Raw genomic sequence first — 18,313 nt, forward strand, 5'->3', positions numbered from 1 at the left:
CCTCTCACGCGATGTGGTGCCGATCTCCCCCGCCCGGCCGACCCGGTAGTGCGGGCCGGGCCGCCGACGGCCGCCCCGCGAGGTCCGGCGGCCGCGCGGGCGGGTGCTCGTCGAGCCGGGCCAGGGCGATCGCGATCGCCCGGTCCAGCTGCGGGTCCCGTCCGGCCGCCCGGTCCTGCGGGGTCACGACCACCTCCACGTCGGGGTCGACGCCGTGGTTCTCCATCGTCCAGCCGACGTCGTCGAACCAGGTGGCGTAGCGGGGCTGGGTGACCAGGGTGCCGTCGACGAGCCGGTAGCGGCTGTCGATGCCGATCACCCCGCCCCAGGTGCGGGTCCCGACGACCGGGCCGACCCCGAGCCGCTTGATGGCGGCGGTGACGATGTCGCCGTCGGAGCCGGAGCGCTCGTCGGCCAGGGTCACCACCGGCCCGCGCGGCGCCTGCTCGGGGTAGGTGGCGGGTGCGCCGTGGCGGGGCAGGTCCCACCCGATGACGCGGCGGGCGAGCTTTTCCACCACCAGCTGCGAGGTGTGCCCGCCGCGATTGCCGCGCACGTCGAGCAGCAGGCCGTCCTTCGCGGTCTCGCGGGCGAGGTCGCGGTGCAGCTGGGCCCAGCCGTAGCCCATCATGTCCGGCACGTGCAGGTAGCCGAGCCGCCCGCCGGAACGCTCGGCGACCTCGGCCCGCAGCCGGGCCACCCGGTCCTGGTAGCGCAGCTCGTCCTCGGAGTGCAGCGGGCGCACCGCGACGCGGCGGACGGTGCCCGCATCGGACCGGTCGGGGCCGGAGCGCACGGTGAGCTCCACGGTGCTCCCGGCCGTCGCGACGAGCAGGGGTGCGACACCCCAGTGCGGGTCGAGCGGGCGTCCGTTCACCTCCAGCAGCACGTCCCCGGCCCGCACGTCGACGCCCGGCCCGGACAGCGGGCTGCGCGCGGCGGGCGCGGAGGTCTCCGGCGGCAGGACGCGGCGGACCCGCCGTCCCGGGCCGCCGCCGGGGTCGGGTTCCAGGTCCGCGCCGAGCAGGCCGGGGCGCCCGGTCGGGTCGCCGCCGGCGCGGCCGCCCATGACGTAGGCGTGCGAGGTGCCGAGCTCGCCGTGCAGCTCCCACAGCACGTCGAGCAGGTCGTCGTGGCTCCCGGCCCGGTCGACCAGCGGCCGGTACCGGGCGGTCTCGGCGGCCCAGTCCACGCCGGCCATGTCCTCGACCCAGAAGTGGTCGCGCATGAGGCGGGCGGTCTCGTCGTACATCTGCCGCCACTCCGCGACCGGGTCGACGGTGACCACGAGCCGGCGGGTGTCGATCGTGAACTCGTCGCCGCCCGCGTCGTCCTCCGGGGCGGTGGCGTGGCCGCGGTCGGCGCGCAGCAGCCGCACCGTGCCCCGGTCCCGGACGACGAGCCGGGTGCCGTCGCCGCTCACGGCGAACGACGACGCCGGGTCGGCGACGACGGTGACCGTGCGCCGGGCCAGGTCGAACCGCTCCAGCACGGCGCGGTCGGGCTCGGCGTCGTCGTCGGGGAGGCTGTCGCCGAGCACGCCGGTGCCGCCGGGCAGCCGCAGCCACACCAGGCCGCCCCGGACCGCGGCGAGCCGGGTGTAGCGGGCGGCCTCGACCGGCACGCCGACGACCCGGTCGGCCAGCCCCTCGACGTCGACGACGACCTCCGGCGGTGCCTCGTCGGCGTCCCGCCCGGACCGGCGACGGCCGCCGCGCGCCCCGCCCCGGGCCTGCGCCCCGGCCCCGGTCGCCGCGGCCACCACGCGTCCCGCACCGTCGGCGGCCCCGTCACCGGTCGGCTCGGGCTCGTCGCCGGGCTCCGGCGGGGCCGGGGGCGTCGGCGGGGTGGCGGGCGGGTCGTCCGGGCCCTCGTCGGCCGGGTCCACCGGGCGGCCGTCCGGCCCCGCCCCGAACGGCGACGGCGTCCGCGCGGCCAGCGGCACCAGGAACGGCTTCCAGCCGGTGCCGAAGGTCAGGTCGAAGGAGTGCTCGTCGTAGCTGGGGTCGAACACCCGCCGGGACAGGAACGCCAGGTGCCTGCCGTCGGCGGTGAAGACCGGGTCGCTGTCGTGGAAGCGGGCCGGGGTGACCTCGGTGTGCTCGCCGTCGGCGACCCGGGTGAGCACGATCCGCGACAGCCCCTCGGGGGCCGGGTCGCACCAGGCCAGCCAGGCCGAGTCCGGTGACCAGGACACGTCGGAGGGCTCGCCCGCGGTGCCGCGGTGCAGCTCGCGCAGCTCCCCCACTGCCCGGGCCGGGACGGCCTCGTCGACCACGCCGTCGTCGGGCCGGTCGTCGGGGCCGGGCGCCGGGTCCGGTGCGGGGTCGGCGCCGGTGTGCAGCACCATCAGCCTGCCGTCGTGCGTGGTGAGCGCGACGGCGGAGCCGTCCGGTGCCGGGGCCAGCTCCAGGACCCGCCCGATGCCGCCCGCGGCGTACCGCGCCCGCTCCGGGGCGGCCGGGGCGTACGGGTCGAGCGGAGCCACGACCACGGCATCCTCACCGGTCGCGTCGTCCACCCACACGGCGCGGTGCGTGCCGAGCGGGTGCGCGAGCCGGGCCCGCACGCCGGGCTCGGCGAGCAGCGCGCGGGCGGGACCGTCGCGGTGGGTGAGGCGGTGCACGGTGCCGCGCACCGACACGACGCTCGCGCGGCCGGTGCGGTCGGGCCGGACCGGGCCGAGGTCGGTGGGCAGCGACGCGCGGAACGGCTCGCGGGCGCGCCGCGGCCCGCCGGGCCGGACGTCGATCCGGCGCGGCTGCGAGGCGGCGGACAGGTCGTCGAGCAGGAAGATCTCCCCGGCCGACTCGTAGACCACCCGGCGCCCGTCGGTGCTCGCGTGCCGGGCGTAGAAGTCGGTGCCGCCGCCGGAGCCGTGGTCGGTGTGCCGGCGCAGGTCGGTGCCGGGGTCGGTGAGCGGGACGGAGTAGACGTTCCCCCAGCCCTCGTGGTCGGAGACGAACGCCAGCCGCGGGCCCGACCCGTCGTCGACGATCATGGGGCACTCCAGCTGCCCGGCCAGATCGGCGAGGACCCGGGTGAACTCCCCCGTCCCGGCGGCGTCGAGCCACAGCCGGCCGGCGCGCCCACCGCGGTAGCGCTTCCAGTGGGCCGCGTCGCGCCCGCCCTCGACCTGGGTGAGCACGGCGGGTCCGCCGGGCTGGTGGGCGAGCGCGGAGAGCGTGCCGTGCGGGAGCAGCCGCGGTGCCCCGCCGGTCGCCGGGACCGCGTACGCCCACAGCCGTGAGGTCGCGTCCCCGTGCGCGGACAGCGCGACCACCGCGCCGTCGGGGGTCCAGCCCGCGGCGCGGGTCGGCGCCTCGCCCCACCAGGTGAGCCGGGCGGGCGTGCCACCCTCGGCGTCGACCCGGTACACCTCGGGCGCGCCGTCGCGCCGGGACGCGAAGGCGATGGACCCGCCGTCGGGCGAGAAGCGCGGTGCGGTGACGGGCACCCCGTCCGCGGTCAGGCGGTGGGCCCGCCCGCCCTCGACCGGAGCCGTCCACAGGTCGTCCTCCGCGACCAGGACGAGCGTGTCACCCGACAGATGGGGATGGCGCAGGAAGCTCACACGGCGACGTTAGCCGCACGCACCGACATTCCGGACCCGCCCGCGGCGGGGTCCCCGGTGCAGACGCAGCGCAGCGGCGCGAAGCCGTTGAAGCCCACCGAGGAGTAGCTGGCGGTGTAGGCACCGGTGTGCAGCAGCCGGACCACGTCACCGGCGCACAGGTCGTCGGGGAGCAGGTAGGGGTGCCTGCGGTAGAGCACGTCGGCGCTGTCGCAGGTCGGCCCGGCCAGCACGACCGGGGAGCGGGGGCCGTCGTCGTGCGCGGTGCGGATCGGGTAACGGACCAGCTCGCCCTCGGTCTCGGCGAGCCCGCCGAAGCGGCCGACGTCGAGGTAGACCCAGCGCGGACCGGCGTCACCGTCCCGGTCGGACACGAGCACGACCTCGCTGTAGAGCGTCCCCGCGTCGGCGACGAGGCCCCGGCCCGGTTCGATCATCAGCTCCGGCCGGTCGTCGCCGAACTCCGCGGCGACCGCGTCCCGGATCGCGTCGCCGTAGTCCGACAGCGGGCGGACCTGCGCGTCGTAGTGCGCGGGGAAGCCGCCGCCGAGGTCGAGCAGGTCGGGTCGCAGCCCGCGGGCGCGGACCCGGCGGAACACCTCCGCGGCGTCGGCGATCCCGGCCCGCCACGCCCCCGGGTCGAGCTGCTGGGAGCCGACGTGGAACGACACGCCCGCGGCGCGCAGCCCGGCCGCGTCGGCGTCGAGGAGCAGCGACGCGGCCGCGGCCGGCGAGCACCCGAACTTGCGGTCCAGCGGGAAGCAGGAGCCCGCGCCGGTGCAGGTGACCCGGACGACCACCTCCGCCCCCGGCGCGCAGCGCGCGATCTTGGCCAGCTCGGCGGCCGAGTCGACGGCGAACCGGCGGACCCCGCTGCGGTGCGCGAACGCGATGTCGCGTTCCTTCTTCACGGTGCTGCCGTAGGAGATGTCCGCGGGCCGCGCGCCGGCCGCCAGGCACAGTTCCAGCTCCGGCCGGCTGGCGACGTCGAATCGCGCGCCGAGGCCGACCAGGAATGCGACGAGTCGCGGGGCCGGATTCGCCTTGACCGCATAGAACAGTTCCGCGCCGGGAAGTGCGCGTCCGAATTCAGCGTACCGTTCCCGGACGGCGTCCAGGTCCAGCACCAGGCACGGAGTGCAGAGTTCGGCGGAATCGGTGGAGACGGGCCGGCGATCGGACATCGGACACACCTCTTTCCCGGAAACGGGGAGTTCACGATGGAAACGGCGATCTCGGATGCCGTCGATCCGATCGTAAAACAGTGTGGATCACGTCCGTGCGGTGCCGTGGATCACCGGGAGAAACGGGAACCCACGTCGCGCGATTGATCCCGACAACTCCGGCGACCGGTTCGCCGGCGTCCGTCCCGTTCCGTCCCGGAAACGGCACGGACGCCGACACCCGATGTTCCTCCGTGCAGCACCCGGTGTTCATCAACGCGGCGTCAACGCCGCGTCGGGGCCGCGTCAGACGAGGCGGAGCTGTGCACCGGGGTGGAGGTCGGCACGATCTGCAGCAGCAGCTCCGCGCACCAGCCGAGCAGCTCGACGTCGCGCATCGCGGCGCCGCCGATCCGCCCGCCCGCCACCGGCTTGGGCACCGTGACGACCTGCGCGGCCGCCTTGTACTGCGCCTTCGGGTAGAGCCGGCGCAGCCGCAGCTGGGCGGAGTCGGGCAGCTGCATCGGCCCGATCCGCAGCTGGGTGCCCGCCGAGGCGACCTCGCGGATGCCGAGGCGGCGGCAGAGCTGGCGGAACCGGGCGACCTCCAGCAGGTTGCGCACCGGGGTCGGGGGCTCGCCGTAGCGGTCGGTCAGCTCCTCGACGATCGCGGTGAGCGCGGCGTCGTCCGGCGCCTCGGCGATCTTGCGGTAGACCTCCAGGCGCAGCCGCTCGCCGTCGACGTAGTCGTGCGGGACGTGCGCGTCGACCGGCAGGTCGACCCGGACCTCCTGCAGCTCCTCCGGCTCGGCCCCGATCTCCCCGCCCGCCTGCTTGCGGAACGCCGCGACGGCCTCCCCGACCAGGCGGATGTAGAGGTCGAACCCGACGCCGGCGATGTGGCCGGACTGCTCGGCGCCGAGGATGTTGCCCGCGCCGCGGATCTCCAGGTCCTTCATCGCGACGGCCGCGCCGGAACCGAGCTCGGAGTGCTGGGCGATGGTGGCGAGCCGGTCGTGCGCGGTCTCGGTGAGCGGGTGCTCCGCCGGGAACAGGAAGTAGGCGTAGCCGCGGTCGCGACCACGCCCGACCCGGCCGCGCAGCTGGTGGAGCTGGGACAGGCCCAGGGTGTCGGAGCGCTCGACGATCAGGGTGTTGGCGTTGGAGATGTCCAGGCCGTTCTCGACGATCGTGGTGCAGACCAGCACATCGAACTCGCGGTGCCAGAACGCGCTGACGGTCCGCTCCAGCAGGTCCTCGTTCATCTGCCCGTGCGCGACGGCGACCCGCGCCTCGGGGACGAGGTCCTGGATCTTCTTGGCCGCCCGGTCGATCGAGCTGACCCGGTTGTGCACGTAGAACACCTGGCCGTCGCGCAGCAGCTCGCGGCGCAGGGCGGCGGCGACCTGCTTGTCGTCGTAGGCGCCGACGTAGGTCAGGGTCGGGTGCCGCTCCTCGGGCGGGGTGGTGATCGCCGACATCTCGCGGATGCCGGCGAGGCTCATCTCCAGGGTCCGCGGGATCGGCGTCGCGGACAGGGTGAGCACGTCGACGTGCGCCCGGAGCGCGGTGATGTGCTCCTTGTGCTCGACGCCGAAGCGCTGCTCCTCGTCGACGATCACCAGGCCGAGGTCCTTGTAGCGGATGCCGGTCTGGAGCAGCCGGTGCGTCCCGACGACGACGTCGACGGTGCCGTCGGCGAGCTTCTCGATCGTCTCGCGCGCCTCGGCCGGGTCGGTGAACCGCGACAGCCCGCGCACGGTCACCGGGAACTGGCGCATCCGCTCGGAGAACGTCGACAGGTGCTGGGTGGCGAGCAGCGTCGTCGGGACGAGGACGGCGACCTGCTTGCCGTCCTGCACCGCCTTGAACGCCGCCCGCACCGCGATCTCGGTCTTGCCGAACCCGACGTCGCCGGAGATGACGCGGTCCGTCGGGACCGGACGCTCCATGTCCCGCTTGACCTCGTCGATCGCGGAGAGCTGGTCGGGGGTCTCGGTGTAGGGGAAGGCGTCCTCGAGCTCGCGCTGCCACGGGGTGTCCGCGCCGAACGCGTGCCCCGGCGAGGCCTGGCGCGCCGCGTAGAGCTGCACCAGGCCGGCCGCGATGTCCTTGACCGCCTTGCGGGCGCGGCTCTTGGTCTTGGCCCAGTCCCCGCCGCCGAGCTTGTTGACGGCGGGCTGCTCGCCGCCCACGTAGCGGCTGATCTCGTCGAGGGCGTCGGTCGGCACGAACAGCCGGTCGGCGGGCTGGCCGCGCTTGGAGCTGGCGTACTCCAGCACCAGGTACTCGCGGGTGGCGCCCTGGACGGTGCGTTCCTTCATCTCGATGAAGCGCCCGATGCCGTGCTGGTTGTGGACGACGAAGTCGCCGGGCTGCAGCACGGCCAGGTCGACGGCGTTGCGCTTGCGCGGGGTGGTCTTGCGCGGCGCGGTGTCGAGCCCGGCGCGGCTGCCGGTCAGGTCGGCCTCGGAGACGACGACCAGCCCGACCTCCGGCGCGGTGAACCCGTTCAGCACGCGCCCGCAGGTGACGGTGACGATCCCCTTCTCCGGGGCGTCGGTGAGCACCGGGACGGCGGAGGCGGGGACCTCGGCCTCGCGCAGCTGCTCCAGCGAGCGGTCGGCGGTGCCCTGCCCGGCCAGCACGAGCACCGCGGCGCCGCCGGTGGCGACGTGCGCGCGCAGGTCGGTCAGCGCGCGGTCGGTGTCGCCCCGGTAGGGCTCGATCTCGTGCACACCCGCCACGACGACGTCGTCGGCGCCCGACAGCAGCGGCGACAGCGAGACCACGGGGCGACCGGTCGCCGTCGCGTGGTCCAGCGTGACGCGCAGGTCGCGGTAGGCCGACCCGGAGACGTCGATCGGGGCCTCGCCGCCGGAGCCGGACGCCAGCCAGGACGCCTCCAGGAACTCCTGCCCGGTGCGCACGAGGTCCGCGCAGCGGGTCCGGATGCGCTCGGGGTCGGCGAGCAGCACCCGCGTCCCGTCCGGGAGCAGGTCGGTGAGCGTCTGCATCTCCCCACCGACCAGCGCCGGGATCAGCGACTCCATGCCCTCACCGGGGATGCCCTCGGACAGCTTCTCCAGCAGCTCGCGCAGCGGGTTGCGGTTGAGGCCCGCGGTCTCGGGCTGCTCCAGGGCCAGCTCACCGGCCCGCTCGCGCACCGGGGTGGTGAGCAGCAGCTCGCGGCACGGCGGCACGTCGATCCGCGTGACCTCGCCGACCGAGCGCTGGTCGGCGACGGAGAACGACCGCACCTCGGAGACCTCGTCGCCCCAGAACTCGACGCGCACCGGGTGCTCGGCGGTCGGCGGGAAGATGTCGAGGATGCCGCCGCGCACGGCGAACTCGCCGCGGGTGGTGACCATCTCGGCGCGGCTGTAGGCCAGCTCGACCAGCCGCACCAGGAGCTGCTCGAAGTCGTACTCCTCGCCGACGGCCAGCGTCACCGGGGCGAGCGTGCCCAGCCCGGGCGCGACCGGCTGGATCAGGCTGCGCGCCGCGGTCACGACCACCCGCGGGGCGGTCTCCGCCGAGGAGAGCCGGTGGAAGATCGTCAGCCGGCGGGCGACGGTGTCCGGGCGCGGGGACAGCTTCTCGTGCGGCAGCGTCTCCCAGCTCGGCAGTACGACGACCGGCGCGCCCGCGCAGTCGTGCACGGTGTCGGCGGCGGAATCGAGCGCCTCGCCGTGGCCGAGCAGGTCCGACACCGCGGCCGCGAGGTCCTCCGCCTCCCGGTCGGTGGCGGTCACGGCGAGCACCGTGGAGGTCTCGGCGAGCCCGGCGGCGAGCAGCGGGCGCACCGCGGAGGGGCCCTCGACCTGCACGGTAGGGGTCTCACCGGCGCGGGTGTCCGCGGCACGGGCGGCGTCGACGGCGGCACGGAGACCGGCGTCGGACAGGGCGGAGGTGAGCAGACCGGACAGGATGGCCACGACGGCGCTGGCTCCTCGGTGGAGGTGGGCTGGCGGTGCGCGCGGCGACGGGGGCCGGCCGCGGGCGGGACAGACCCCTGCCCGGGTCGCGGTAGGGCTCCCGACCCGGTCGGGGTGCCGGCCTCCGAGTTTACGCCTGGCCCACGCGGGCGCCGACCGAGGCGTCCGTGTGCCGCGGCACGTCCGGGCCCGCCCGCCTCACGGGCCGCCCGCCGGGGACGGGGACGTCCCGGCCGTGCCGCGGACGACGGCCGCGACCGCGGCCTCCGCACGCTCGGCGGTCCCGCCGCCCCCGACCCGGGCGTCGGCGAGGAAGCCGTCCGCGTCCAGCGCCCCGTAGCCGTGGGCGACCGCGACCACCCGTTCCATCAGGGGCACCGCGGCGACCGGGTCGGTGAGCTCCAGGGCCGGCCCGAGCAGGACGTCGACGATCCGGCGCCCCACGGCCGCGAGCTCCCGGTCGCCCAGCGCCCGGAGCTCGGCCCCGTAGACGAGGTCGAGCCCCACCCGGCGGTCGGCGAGGAACCGGGCGTAGGCACCGCCCGCGACGGCGAGCCGCGCGACCGGGTCGTCACCGGCCCGTCCGGCCGCCGCCTCCATCGCGTCGGCCAGCTCCCCGGCGGCCAGGGTCACGACCGCGGCCAGCAGCCGGTCGCGGTCGGCGAAGTGCCGGTAGGGCGCGGCCGTGCTCACCCCCAGCCTGCGGGCCAGCGTCGCGACCGAGAACCCCCGCAGGCCGACCTCGGCGAGCAGGCCGACGCCCTCCCGCACCAGGGCACCGGCCAGGTCACCGTGATGGAACGTCGCGCGCCGGGCCATGCCCCTCCTTGCCGTGATGAACCTATCACATTAGCGTGTAAGTGGGTTATCACTTCAAGACGGGGGACACCGTGGACACGCAGGACACCATCACCGGCAGGGTCGTCGCCGTCACCGGCGCGAGCGGGGGCATCGGCGCGGCCACCGCGGTCGAGCTCGGCGCCCGCGGGGCACACCTGGTCCTGGGGGCCCGCCGGGCGGACCGCCTGGAGGCCGTCGCCGAGCGCGTGCGCGCCGCGGGCGGGACCGCGGTCACGGTGCCGATGGACGTGCGCGACCGGGCCGCGCACATGGCACTGGTCGACCGCGCGCGGGCCGAGTTCGACCGGCTCGACGTGCTCGTGGCGAACGCGGGCGTGGGCCGGGTCCGCCCGCTCGACGAGCTGCGGGTCGACGAGTGGGAGGAGATGATCGACGTCAACCTGCGCGGCGTCCTCTACGGGCTCGCCGCGGCACTGCCGGTCTTCCGCGCCCAGCAGGCGGGCCACCTGGTCGTGGTCGTCTCGACCGCGGGGCTGCGCGTCGTCCCCGGCCAGGTCGTCTACGCCGCCACCAAGAACGCCGTCCGGACGCTCTGCGAGGGACTGCGCCAGGAGGCGGGGCCGGCGCTGCGGGTCACCGAGATCTCGCCCGGGTTCGTGGCAACCGACTTCGTCGAGGGCATCGGCGACGAGCGGCTGCGCGCGGACTACCGGGCGCGACGCGACGAGATGGCCCTGGACCCGGCCGCGCTCGCCCGCGCCGTGACGTTCGCGCTCGAACAGCCCGCCGGGGTCGACGTGAACCAGGTCGTCGTCCGGCCGACGGCGCAGGCGTGAGCCCGGCTCAGAGCAGCCCGTCGCGCTCCAGGGTCGCCTCGTAGAGGTCGAGCATCCGTTCGTCGTCGCCCCCGGCGGCGGCGGCCGCGTCGGCGTAGGCCTTCTCGAAGCGCTCCTGGTTGGCCTGCCAGGTGCGACGGAAGGTGTCGGCGTCACGACGCCAGTAGCCGAGCACGCCGTAGGCGCCGGGCGGCAGGCCGCGCTCGTGGCGCAGGTGCTTGCGGGCGGCGCGGGTCGCGGACGCCTCACCGCCCACGTAGACGTAGCCGGGCCCGTCCGGCAGCACCAGCCCGGCGACGATCTCCCCCAGCCGGCTGCCGGTCTCGCTCGCGGGCTCGCGGCGGACCCGCGCCCGCGCGGGGAAGTCGGCCGGGACCTCGTCGATCTCCAGGACGACCTCGGTGTCGATGCCCTCGGGGGTCTCGGTGACGATCCGGGCGAGCGCCGGGAGCGCGGCCGCGTCGCCGACGAGGATCTGCCAGCCGACGCCGGCCGGGCGCTTGAACCAGCTGTTCGAGTGCGAGACCTCGATCTCGTCACCGACGCAGGCCCGCCGGGCCCAGCCCGCGCCGACCCCGCCGGGGTGACAGACCAGGTCGATGGACGCGCGGGTGCGGCAGGGGCTGACCTCGCGCAGGGTGTACCAGCGACCGTGGTCGTCGCGGCCGCCGTCGGGCAGCGGGAAGTGGAAGACGCAGGCCTCGTCGGGGACGCCCGGCAGGCCGAGACCGGCGAGCCCCTCCCCCTCGAGCTCGGCCCGGACGAAGACGTCCGAGAGCCGCTGCAGACCCACCACACGGACCGCCGTCCGGTCCTCGGTCACGACCGACATCGCCGCCTCCTCCATAGGTGAGGCTCAGCTAACCACGACGGAGCGGACCACACCAAACGGATCTTCCGGACACGGTGTCACACGGCGCGACTACTACGTCGCATCGTAGAGGGTCACCCGATCGTGTGCGCTAGCGTCGACAGGCGTCAGGCGGGTTCCGCCCCCGAGCCAGCACGGAGGAGCAAGCGGTGATCACGGTCTACCTCAACCGCCGGATCGACGACGACGCGCGCCGCGAGTCCCTGTTCCGGGGCGACTTCCACCTCTACAGCGGGATCGGCGGCGCGAACGCCCTCGCCGACCACGCCAAGGACCTGATCGGTCAGGCCTTCGAGGGCCTGGACCCGGAGCGGGCCCAGTACGAGATGGACGTCGACGAGTTCGTCCGCCGCGTCGAGCCGCTCAAGCGCGAGTTCACCAACGGCGACCGGACCAAGGCGCTCTGCCAGCAGTTCGCCGTCGACTTCGGCGTCGACCCCGAGCGCACCTACTTCGACATCCCGCGGCTGCGCGTGATCCCGGCCGACCAGTTCCTCACCGCCGGTGTGTCCTACAACTACAAGGCGCACCGCGACATGTGGTATGGCCACCCGCAGCAGCTCGTGAACTACTGGACCCCGGTGTTCGACGTCGTCGGCGACAACGTCATGAGCATGTACACCGACTACTTCGACCGTCCCGTGAAGAACGGCTCGAACCAGTACGACTACGACGAGTGGGTCGCCAAGCACCGCACCGCGGCCGCCGGTGAGAAGACCACCGACACCCGTCCGCACCCGCTCCCGCTGGAGGACTTCGAGTCCCGCGGCGAGATCCGGATCGCCGGGCAGTCCGGTGACGTGTTCATGTTCTCGTCGAACCACCTGCACGCGTCGGCGCCGAACACCTCCGACGTCACCCGGTTCTCCTACGACCTGCGCACGATCAACCTCGACGACGTCCGGGCCGGCCGCGGCCCGCGCAACGTCGACTCGGGCGCGACCGGCACCACGCTGGGCGACTTCCTGCGGGTCTCCGACCTCGCCCCGCTGAAGGCCGAGGAGTTCGAGGACGCACTCACGAACGCCTGAGCCCGCCGCTCTCCCGACGGCCCGGTACCGCGAGGTGCCGGACCGTCGTGCTCTCGACGCCCCGGCCCCGCCTGGCTAGCGTCGTCCCGATGAGCGGTGAGCTGCGACCGGTGGACGCCCGCGTGCGGGCGCTCGAGTCGATCCTGGTCGAGAAGGGCTACGTCGACCCGGCCGCGCTCGACGAGATCATCGAGACCTACCAGCACCGGGTCGGCCCGCGGAACGGCGCGCACGTCGTCGCCCGGTCCTGGACCGACCCGGACTTCGCGGCCCGGCTCGCCGACGACGCGACCGCGGCGGTGGCCGAGCTCGGCTACGGCGGGCGCGGCGGCGAGCACCTCGCCGCGGTGTTCAACTCACCGGGCGAGCACCACCTCGTCGTCTGCACGCTGTGCTCCTGCTACCCGTGGCCGGTCCTGGGTCTGCCCCCGGTCTGGTACAAGTCGCCGGCCTACCGGTCGCGGGCGGTGCTGGACCCGCGCGGCGTGCTCGCCGACTTCGGGACCGTGCTCGACGACGACGTCGCCATCCGGGTGCACGACTCCACCTCCGAGCTGCGCTACCTGGTCGTCCCGCAGCGCCCGCCCGGCACCGACGGCTGGTCCACCGACGAGCTCGCCGCGATCGTCTCCCGCGACGCCATGATCGGCACCCGGCTGGTGTCGGCGTGAACGGCGCGCACGACCTCGGCGGCGCGATGGGCTTCGGGCCGGTCGAGCCCGAGCCGGAGGACGTCCGGTTCCACGCGGGCTGGGAGCCGCTGGTGCTGGCGCTGACCCTTGCCGCGGCCCGCCCGGGCGGCTGGTCGATCGACGAGTCCCGGCACGCCCGCGAGTCGCTCCCGCCGCCGGTCTACCTGACCCTGACCTACTACGAGATCTGGCTCGCGGCGACCGAGAAGCTGCTGGTCACCCACGGCCTGGTCGGCGCCGACGAGCTCGACGCCGGGCGCTCCCTGCGCCCGCGCTCCGATGCCCCGGCCGCGCTGGACGCCGACGCCGCCGCCCGGGTGCTGGCCACCGGCGCCCCCACCGAGCGCGACGACACCGGCCCGCCCCGGTTCGCCCCCGGCGACCGCGTGCGCGCCCGGGTGATGCACCCCCGCGGGCACACCCGCCTCCCCCGCTACGTCCGCGGCCGCTGCGGGACCGTCGAGACCCACCGCGGGACCCACGTGCTGCCCGACGCCCGCGCGCACGGCCACGGCGAGTGCCCGGAGCCGCTCTACACCGTGGTCTTCACCGGCCCCGAGCTGTGGGGCCCGGACGCCGACCCGACCACGACCGTCTCCGTCGACGCCTGGGAGTCCTACCTTGAGCCCGCCTGACGGCCCGGTCTTCGACGAGCCGTGGCAGGCGAGCGCGTTCGCGCTGGCCGTGGCCCTGCAGGACACCGGGACGCTGGACCGGCAGGAGTTCGCCGAGACCCTGGGCGCCGAGCTGGACACCGGCCTGGACTACTGGGACGCCTGGCTCGCCGCGCTGGAGCACCTGCTCGACGGGCTCGGCGTCGCCGACCGCGGCTCGGTCGAGGAGCGGACCGGCGCCTGGCTGCGTGCCGCCGTCGCGACCCCGCACGGCGCGCCGGTCACGCTCGACGCCGACCCGCTGCGCTCCTAGACGAAGGCCCACACCAGCGCGGCCGCGGCGAACCCGACGACGGACAGGATCGTCTCCAGCACCGTCCAGGTCATCAGGGTCTGCTTCACCGTCATGTTGAAGTACTTGGCGACGATCCAGAACCCGCCGTCGTTGACGTGGCTGGCGATGATCGACCCGGCCGACACGGCGACGACGATCAGCGCGAGCTGCGGCTGGCTGTAGCCGCCCGCGGCGACGGTCGGGCCGATGATGCCCGCCGTCGTCACGATGGCGACGGTCGCCGAGCCCTGGGCGATCCGCAGCGCCGCGCTGATCAGGTACGCCGAGGCGATCACCGGCAGCCCGATCGCGGTCATCGAGCCGGCCAGTGCGTCGCCGACGCCGGTGGTCTGCAGGACCTTGCCGAAGAACGCCCCCGCCCCGACGACGAGCAGGATCATCCCGACCGGGCGCAGCGACTCGCCGGAGATCCGGCCGAGCTCGGCCATCGACGTCCCGCGCCGGATGCCGAGCAGGTACAGCGCGAGCAGCACCGACAGCGTCAGCGCGATGGCCGGGGTGCCGAGGAGCACGAGCACGTCGCGGAGCACCGTGCCCTCGGGCAGCGTCACCCCCGCGACGGTCGCGGCGAGGATGAGCACCAGCGGGACCGCGATGATCGAGGAGATGAGCGCGACCGACGGGGGCGCGGCCACCGCGACCGCGGTCTGCGGGCCGGCCGTCTCCGCGGTGCGGACACCGCCCGTCCCGCCGCCGCTCGTGTCGCCGTCGCCGTCGCCGGTGTCGCGCGCGGGACCGGCCGGGCCGGGGGCCGCGGCCGGGGCGGCCCCGCCGGGCAGGTCCTCGGGGACGCCGACCTGGATCCGCCGCCCGATGAACGAGCCCCACCAGACGCCGCTGACCAGCCAGGCGGGGATGCCGCAGAGCAGGCCCATCGCGATCACCCAGCCCATGCCGACGCCGAGCAGCCCGCCCGCGGTGACCGGTCCGGGGTGCGGCGGCAGGAACGCGTGGGTCATCGACAGCCCGGCGAGCATCGGCATCGCGTAGAGCACCAGCGAGCGGCCGCCGCGGCGCGCGGCCACGTAGACCAGCGGCGCGAGCACGAAGATGCCGATGTCGAAGAACACCGGGATGCCGAGCACCAGCCCGGTGACGCCCATCGCGAGCGGTGCGCCCTTCGGCCCGAACAGCCGGAGCAGCCGTTCGGTCAGGGCGTCCGCGCCGCCGGAGCGCTCCATGATCGCGCCGAGCACGGTGCCCAGCCCGATGATCGGGGCGATGTGGCCGAGGATCCCGGCGAACCCGGTCTCGAACAGCGAGTCCGACGCCTTGATCGGGGTGCCGACGAGGTCGGTGACCGACACGCCCGCGACCAGCGCGACCAGCACGCCGGTGACGATCAGCGCGATGAACGGCTCCAGGCGCAGCCGCATGATCATCAGCAGCAGCAGCGCGACGCTGACGGCGGCGAGGGTGAGCAGGCCGGCCGTGTCGTTCTGCAGCCAGTCGAGGAAGGTCATCGTCGTCCTCCGGTGGGGTGGGTGCCCGGTGCGGTCCGGCCGTCGGCCCGGCGGCGCAGCGCGCGGCCGGCGAGCACGTCGGTGCGCTCCCCGCCGTCGACCGCGAAGGCCCCGTTGACCAGGACGTACGGGATGCCGGCCGCCTGCTGGGTGGGCTCGGCGAAGGTGGCGGTGTCGGTGACGGTGTCCGGGTCGAACATGACCAGGTCGGCGGCCAGGCCCGGCCGGACGCGGCCGCGGTCGGCCAGGCGGAGCCGGTCGGCGGCGCGTCCGGTGAGGTGGTGGACGCACTCCTCCAGGGAGAACAGCCCGAGCTCGCGGCAGTAGTGGCCGAGGTAGCGGGGGAAGGTCCCCCAGGCCCGCGGGTGCGGCTTCGCGCCGACGAGCAGGCCGTCGCTGCCGCCGGTGTGCCGCGGGTGGCGCATGATCGCGCGGACGTTCTCCTCGTGCCCGACGTGCTGCAGGATGCCGGTCCCGAAGTCGTCGCGGAGCAGGATGTCCACGCAGGTGTCGAACGGATCCGCTCCGGTCGCGCCCGCGATGTCGGCGACCGTGCGCCCGACCAGCCCGGCGAGCTCGGGGTTCGTGACCCCGCTGATCTCGATCGTCTCCCACTCGGCGACGACGCCGTGGCAGCCGTCGGAGCCGTGGACCTCCAGGTCCTCGCGGATCCGGGCGAGTGCGGCCGGGTCGCGCAGCCGCTCGCGGGCCGCGTCGAGGCCGCCGGACTGGCACCAGCTGGGCAGGATCGCCGACAGCGTCGTCGCACCCGGCAGGTACGGGTAGGTGTCGAGGGTGATGTCGACGCCGCGGGCGACGGCCGCGTCGAGCAGCGTGATCAGCTCCCCGGCCCGGCCCTTGTTGGGGCCGAAGTTGAGCGTGGCGTGGGCCAGGTGCAGCGCGCACCCGGACCGCTCGGCGACGTCGACCATCTCGGCGTAGGCCTCCAGCGCGCCCGCGCCGTAGCTGCGGTGGTGCGGGGAGAAGAAGCCGCCCCGCTCCCCCACCGCGGCACACAGCGCGGCGAGCTCGGCGCCGTCGGCGTACATGCCGGGGGTGTAGGTGAGCCCGGCCGAGAGACCGACCGCGCCCTGGTCCATGCCGGTGCGGACGACGTCGGCCATCCGGGCGATCTCCGCCTGCGTGGCGGGGCGGTCGTCCCAGCCGCAGATCAGCGCGCGGACGGTGCCGTTCGGGACGAGGTAGGCGGCGTTGCCGGCGATGTCCCCGTCGAGCCGGTCCAGGTACTCGGCGACGGTGCGCCAGGTGAAGAAGTCCGCGCCGGGGTCGCCGTTCCAGCCGGCGATCGCGCGGCGCAGCACAGGCAGGACGGCGTCGTCGACGGGGGCGTAGGACAGCCCGTCCTGGCCGAGGACCTCGGTCGTCACGCCCTGGGAGACCTTCGCGAGGTGCGCGGGCTCGGTGAGCAGGCGCAGGTCGGAGTGGGCGTGCATGTCGACGAACCCGGGGGCGACGACCATCCCGTCCACGTCGACGACCCGCTCGGCCCGCCCGGCCGCATCCGGCCCGACCGCGGCGATCCGCTCGTCCTCGACGAGCACGTCCGCGGTGTACCGGGGCCCGCCGGTCCCGTCGACGACGGTGCCGCCGCGCAGCAGCGTGCCCATCAGAAGAACGTCCGGACGAGCTCGACGACCTGCGGGTCGGGGTCCGTGCCGTCCAGCACCGGGATCCAGCGCCACTTGTCGAACGCGGTGCACGGGTGCGAGAGCCCGAGCCGGACGACCTGCCCGATCCGGACCGGTTCCCCGGTGCGCAGGAACGCGTGCTGGTCGTTGACGGCGGTGACGGTGCCGGTCAGCGGCCGCGAGGGCGCCCCGAGGTCGTCGGCGATCCGCTGCGGCTCGGGCAGCCCCTCGTCGAACGGGACGTCGCGCTTGCCCGCGTCGAGCAGCGCCAGGCCGGGCTCGGGGGTCGACACCACCCGGGCGGTCACGTGCATGGCCGAGCGGAACGGGCGCTGCTCGTCGTCGCGGGCCAGCGGGGAGATGCCGCGGTAGAAGCCGTCGTCGTGGACGAGGTAGGCGCCCGAGCGCAGCACGACGCGGGTGCGCGCGTCGGCGAGCCCGGCCAGCGCGGCGACGACCTGGTCGAAGTAGGCGCTGCCGCCCGCGGTGACCACGATCTCGTCGGTCCCGTAGGACGGGGTGAGCCGCCGGTGCAGCTCGGCGAGGTCGTCGAGGTAGGCGCGGACGGTCGCCAGCGACTCCGCCGACGGGTCGTGCGCGAGCGCGCCCTCGTAGCCGCCGACCCCGGCCAGCACGAGCGCCGGGCTCGCGACGACGGCCGCGGCCACCCGCCCGGCCTCGTCGAGGGTCCGCGCACCGGTCCGCCCGCCGGGCGCCCCCAGCTCGACGGCGACGGCGAGCGGCCGCGCCGGGGACCCCGCCGCGGCGGTCATCGCGGCGACGGCGTCGACCGAGTCGACCCAGCTGAGGACCTCCAGGTCCGGGTCGGCGTCGCGGGCGGCGGCGACGGCGCGCACCCCGGCCGGGTCGACGAGTGCGTTGGCCAGCAGCACCCGTCGCACGCCGGCGTCGATCGCGATCCGCGCCTGCCACGGCGTCGCGACGGTGATCCCCCAGGCGCCGTGGCGCAGCTGCAGGTCCCACAGCGCGGGGGCCATCGTCGTCTTGCCGTGCGGAGCGAGGTCGACGCCGTGCACGGCACACCAGCCGGCCATCCGCTCGGCGTTGGCGTGCAGGGCCGCCCGGTCGAGGGTGAGGACGGGTGTGGCCAGGTCCGACAGCCGCGGCCCGCCGGCGAGCCACTCGTCGACCGTGCCGGGCAGCGGCGGGACCGACTTGGCGTACGGGCCGGGCCGTTCGGCGCCGAGCGACGCGTACCGGAGCATCCCTTTGTCCCCTCTGAACAGGTGCATTGCGTATTTTGCAGCGCTGGTTGCGTATTTCGGTGCGGCTGTTCTAGCATCGCCGCGACAGATCGGTCAACGA

The 18,313-nt window shown here is 75.1% G+C and carries 13 protein-coding genes; 5 read left to right on the forward strand and 8 right to left on the reverse strand.

Features of this window, described 5'->3' with window-relative positions; genetic code table 11:
• Positions 1-4: 4 nt before the first annotated feature.
• From KPL60_RS23765 to KPL60_RS23780, 4 genes are all read right to left on the reverse strand, one after another.
• On the reverse strand, positions 5-3,574 hold the full coding sequence (locus KPL60_RS23765) for a S41 family peptidase (RefSeq protein WP_226367251.1): 3,570 nt from the start codon (positions 3,572-3,574) through the stop codon (positions 5-7).
• Entirely contained in the window at positions 3,571-4,758 is a 1,188-nt protein-coding gene (locus KPL60_RS23770; protein WP_226367252.1) for a type III PLP-dependent enzyme, read from the reverse strand. Before KPL60_RS23770 ends, KPL60_RS23765 begins: the two co-directional genes overlap by 4 nt.
• Before the next feature lie 263 nt (positions 4,759-5,021).
• Positions 5,022-8,666: a transcription-repair coupling factor gene (mfd, locus tag KPL60_RS23775; protein ID WP_226367292.1), complete on the reverse strand. Its 3,645-nt coding sequence runs from the start codon at positions 8,664-8,666 to the stop codon at positions 5,022-5,024.
• A gap of 207 nt (positions 8,667-8,873) precedes the next feature.
• Positions 8,874-9,494, reverse strand: a complete 621-nt coding sequence (locus tag KPL60_RS23780) for a TetR/AcrR family transcriptional regulator (RefSeq protein WP_226367253.1) — start codon at positions 9,492-9,494, stop codon at positions 8,874-8,876.
• Positions 9,495-9,565: 71 nt separating this feature from the next.
• On the opposite strand from KPL60_RS23780, the gene KPL60_RS23785 reads away from it, so the two are divergent.
• A complete protein-coding gene (locus tag KPL60_RS23785; RefSeq protein WP_226367254.1) occupies positions 9,566-10,312 on the forward strand; it encodes an SDR family oxidoreductase in 747 nt (248 codons plus the stop codon).
• A 7-nt stretch (positions 10,313-10,319) separates the two neighbouring features.
• Here the strand turns inward: KPL60_RS23785 and KPL60_RS23790 are convergent, their stop codons facing one another.
• Entirely contained in the window at positions 10,320-11,144 is an 825-nt protein-coding gene (locus KPL60_RS23790; RefSeq protein WP_226367255.1) for a siderophore-interacting protein, read from the reverse strand.
• A 188-nt stretch (positions 11,145-11,332) separates the two neighbouring features.
• Between KPL60_RS23790 and KPL60_RS23795 the strand changes: the two genes are divergently transcribed.
• From KPL60_RS23795 to KPL60_RS23810, 4 genes are all read left to right on the forward strand, one after another.
• Positions 11,333-12,214 carry a hypothetical protein gene (locus KPL60_RS23795; RefSeq protein WP_226355191.1) on the forward strand — a complete coding sequence of 294 codons (882 nt, stop codon included), beginning with the start codon at positions 11,333-11,335 and terminating at the stop codon, positions 12,212-12,214.
• Positions 12,215-12,303: 89 nt separating this feature from the next.
• The gene (gene nthA / locus KPL60_RS23800) at positions 12,304-12,885 is read left to right on the forward strand and encodes a nitrile hydratase subunit alpha (RefSeq protein WP_226367256.1); all 582 of its coding nucleotides are present in this window, start codon (positions 12,304-12,306) and stop codon (positions 12,883-12,885) included.
• On the forward strand, positions 12,882-13,541 hold the full coding sequence (nthB, locus tag KPL60_RS23805) for a nitrile hydratase subunit beta (protein ID WP_226355189.1): 660 nt from the start codon (positions 12,882-12,884) through the stop codon (positions 13,539-13,541). Before nthA ends, nthB begins: the two co-directional genes overlap by 4 nt.
• Entirely contained in the window at positions 13,528-13,833 is a 306-nt protein-coding gene (locus KPL60_RS23810; protein ID WP_226355188.1) for a nitrile hydratase accessory protein, read from the forward strand. Before nthB ends, KPL60_RS23810 begins: the two co-directional genes overlap by 14 nt.
• On the opposite strand, the gene KPL60_RS23815 is transcribed toward KPL60_RS23810, so the two are convergent.
• Genes KPL60_RS23815 through KPL60_RS23825 form a run of 3 tightly spaced genes read right to left on the reverse strand, consistent with a single transcriptional unit; the run spans position 13,830 to position 18,213 of the window.
• Positions 13,830-15,338 (reverse strand): GntP family permease, encoded by a 1,509-nt coding sequence (locus KPL60_RS23815; RefSeq protein ID WP_226355187.1) that lies wholly within the window; start codon positions 15,336-15,338, stop codon positions 13,830-13,832. The two genes, KPL60_RS23810 and KPL60_RS23815, sit on opposite strands and share 4 nt — an antisense overlap.
• On the reverse strand, positions 15,335-16,966 hold the full coding sequence (locus KPL60_RS23820; protein ID WP_226367257.1) for an amidohydrolase family protein: 1,632 nt from the start codon (positions 16,964-16,966) through the stop codon (positions 15,335-15,337). The genes KPL60_RS23815 and KPL60_RS23820 overlap by 4 nt, the downstream gene beginning before the upstream one ends.
• Positions 16,966-18,213, reverse strand: a complete 1,248-nt coding sequence (locus KPL60_RS23825; protein ID WP_226367258.1) for an alanine racemase — start codon at positions 18,211-18,213, stop codon at positions 16,966-16,968. The genes KPL60_RS23820 and KPL60_RS23825 overlap by 1 nt, the downstream gene beginning before the upstream one ends.
• Between the last annotated feature and the right edge of the window lie 100 nt (positions 18,214-18,313).

The sequence above is a fragment of the Pseudonocardia sp. ICBG162 genome (assembly GCF_020496225.1).
GTDB lineage: Bacteria > Actinomycetota > Actinomycetes > Mycobacteriales > Pseudonocardiaceae > Pseudonocardia > Pseudonocardia alni.

Coding starts and splice junctions, on each gene's coding strand:
- KPL60_RS23770 (WP_226367252.1), bottom strand. CDS start 4,758: ATGTCCGATCGCCGGCCCGTCTCCACCGATTCCGCCGAACTCTGCACT.
- KPL60_RS23780 (WP_226367253.1), bottom strand. CDS start 9,494: ATGGCCCGGCGCGCGACGTTCCATCACGGTGACCTGGCCGGTGCCCTG.
- KPL60_RS23790 (WP_226367255.1), bottom strand. CDS start 11,144: ATGTCGGTCGTGACCGAGGACCGGACGGCGGTCCGTGTGGTGGGTCTG.
- nthA (WP_226367256.1), top strand. CDS start 12,304: ATGAGCGGTGAGCTGCGACCGGTGGACGCCCGCGTGCGGGCGCTCGAG.
- KPL60_RS23815 (WP_226355187.1), bottom strand. CDS start 15,338: ATGACCTTCCTCGACTGGCTGCAGAACGACACGGCCGGCCTGCTCACC.
- KPL60_RS23820 (WP_226367257.1), bottom strand. CDS start 16,966: ATGGGCACGCTGCTGCGCGGCGGCACCGTCGTCGACGGGACCGGCGGG.
- KPL60_RS23825 (WP_226367258.1), bottom strand. CDS start 18,213: ATGCTCCGGTACGCGTCGCTCGGCGCCGAACGGCCCGGCCCGTACGCC.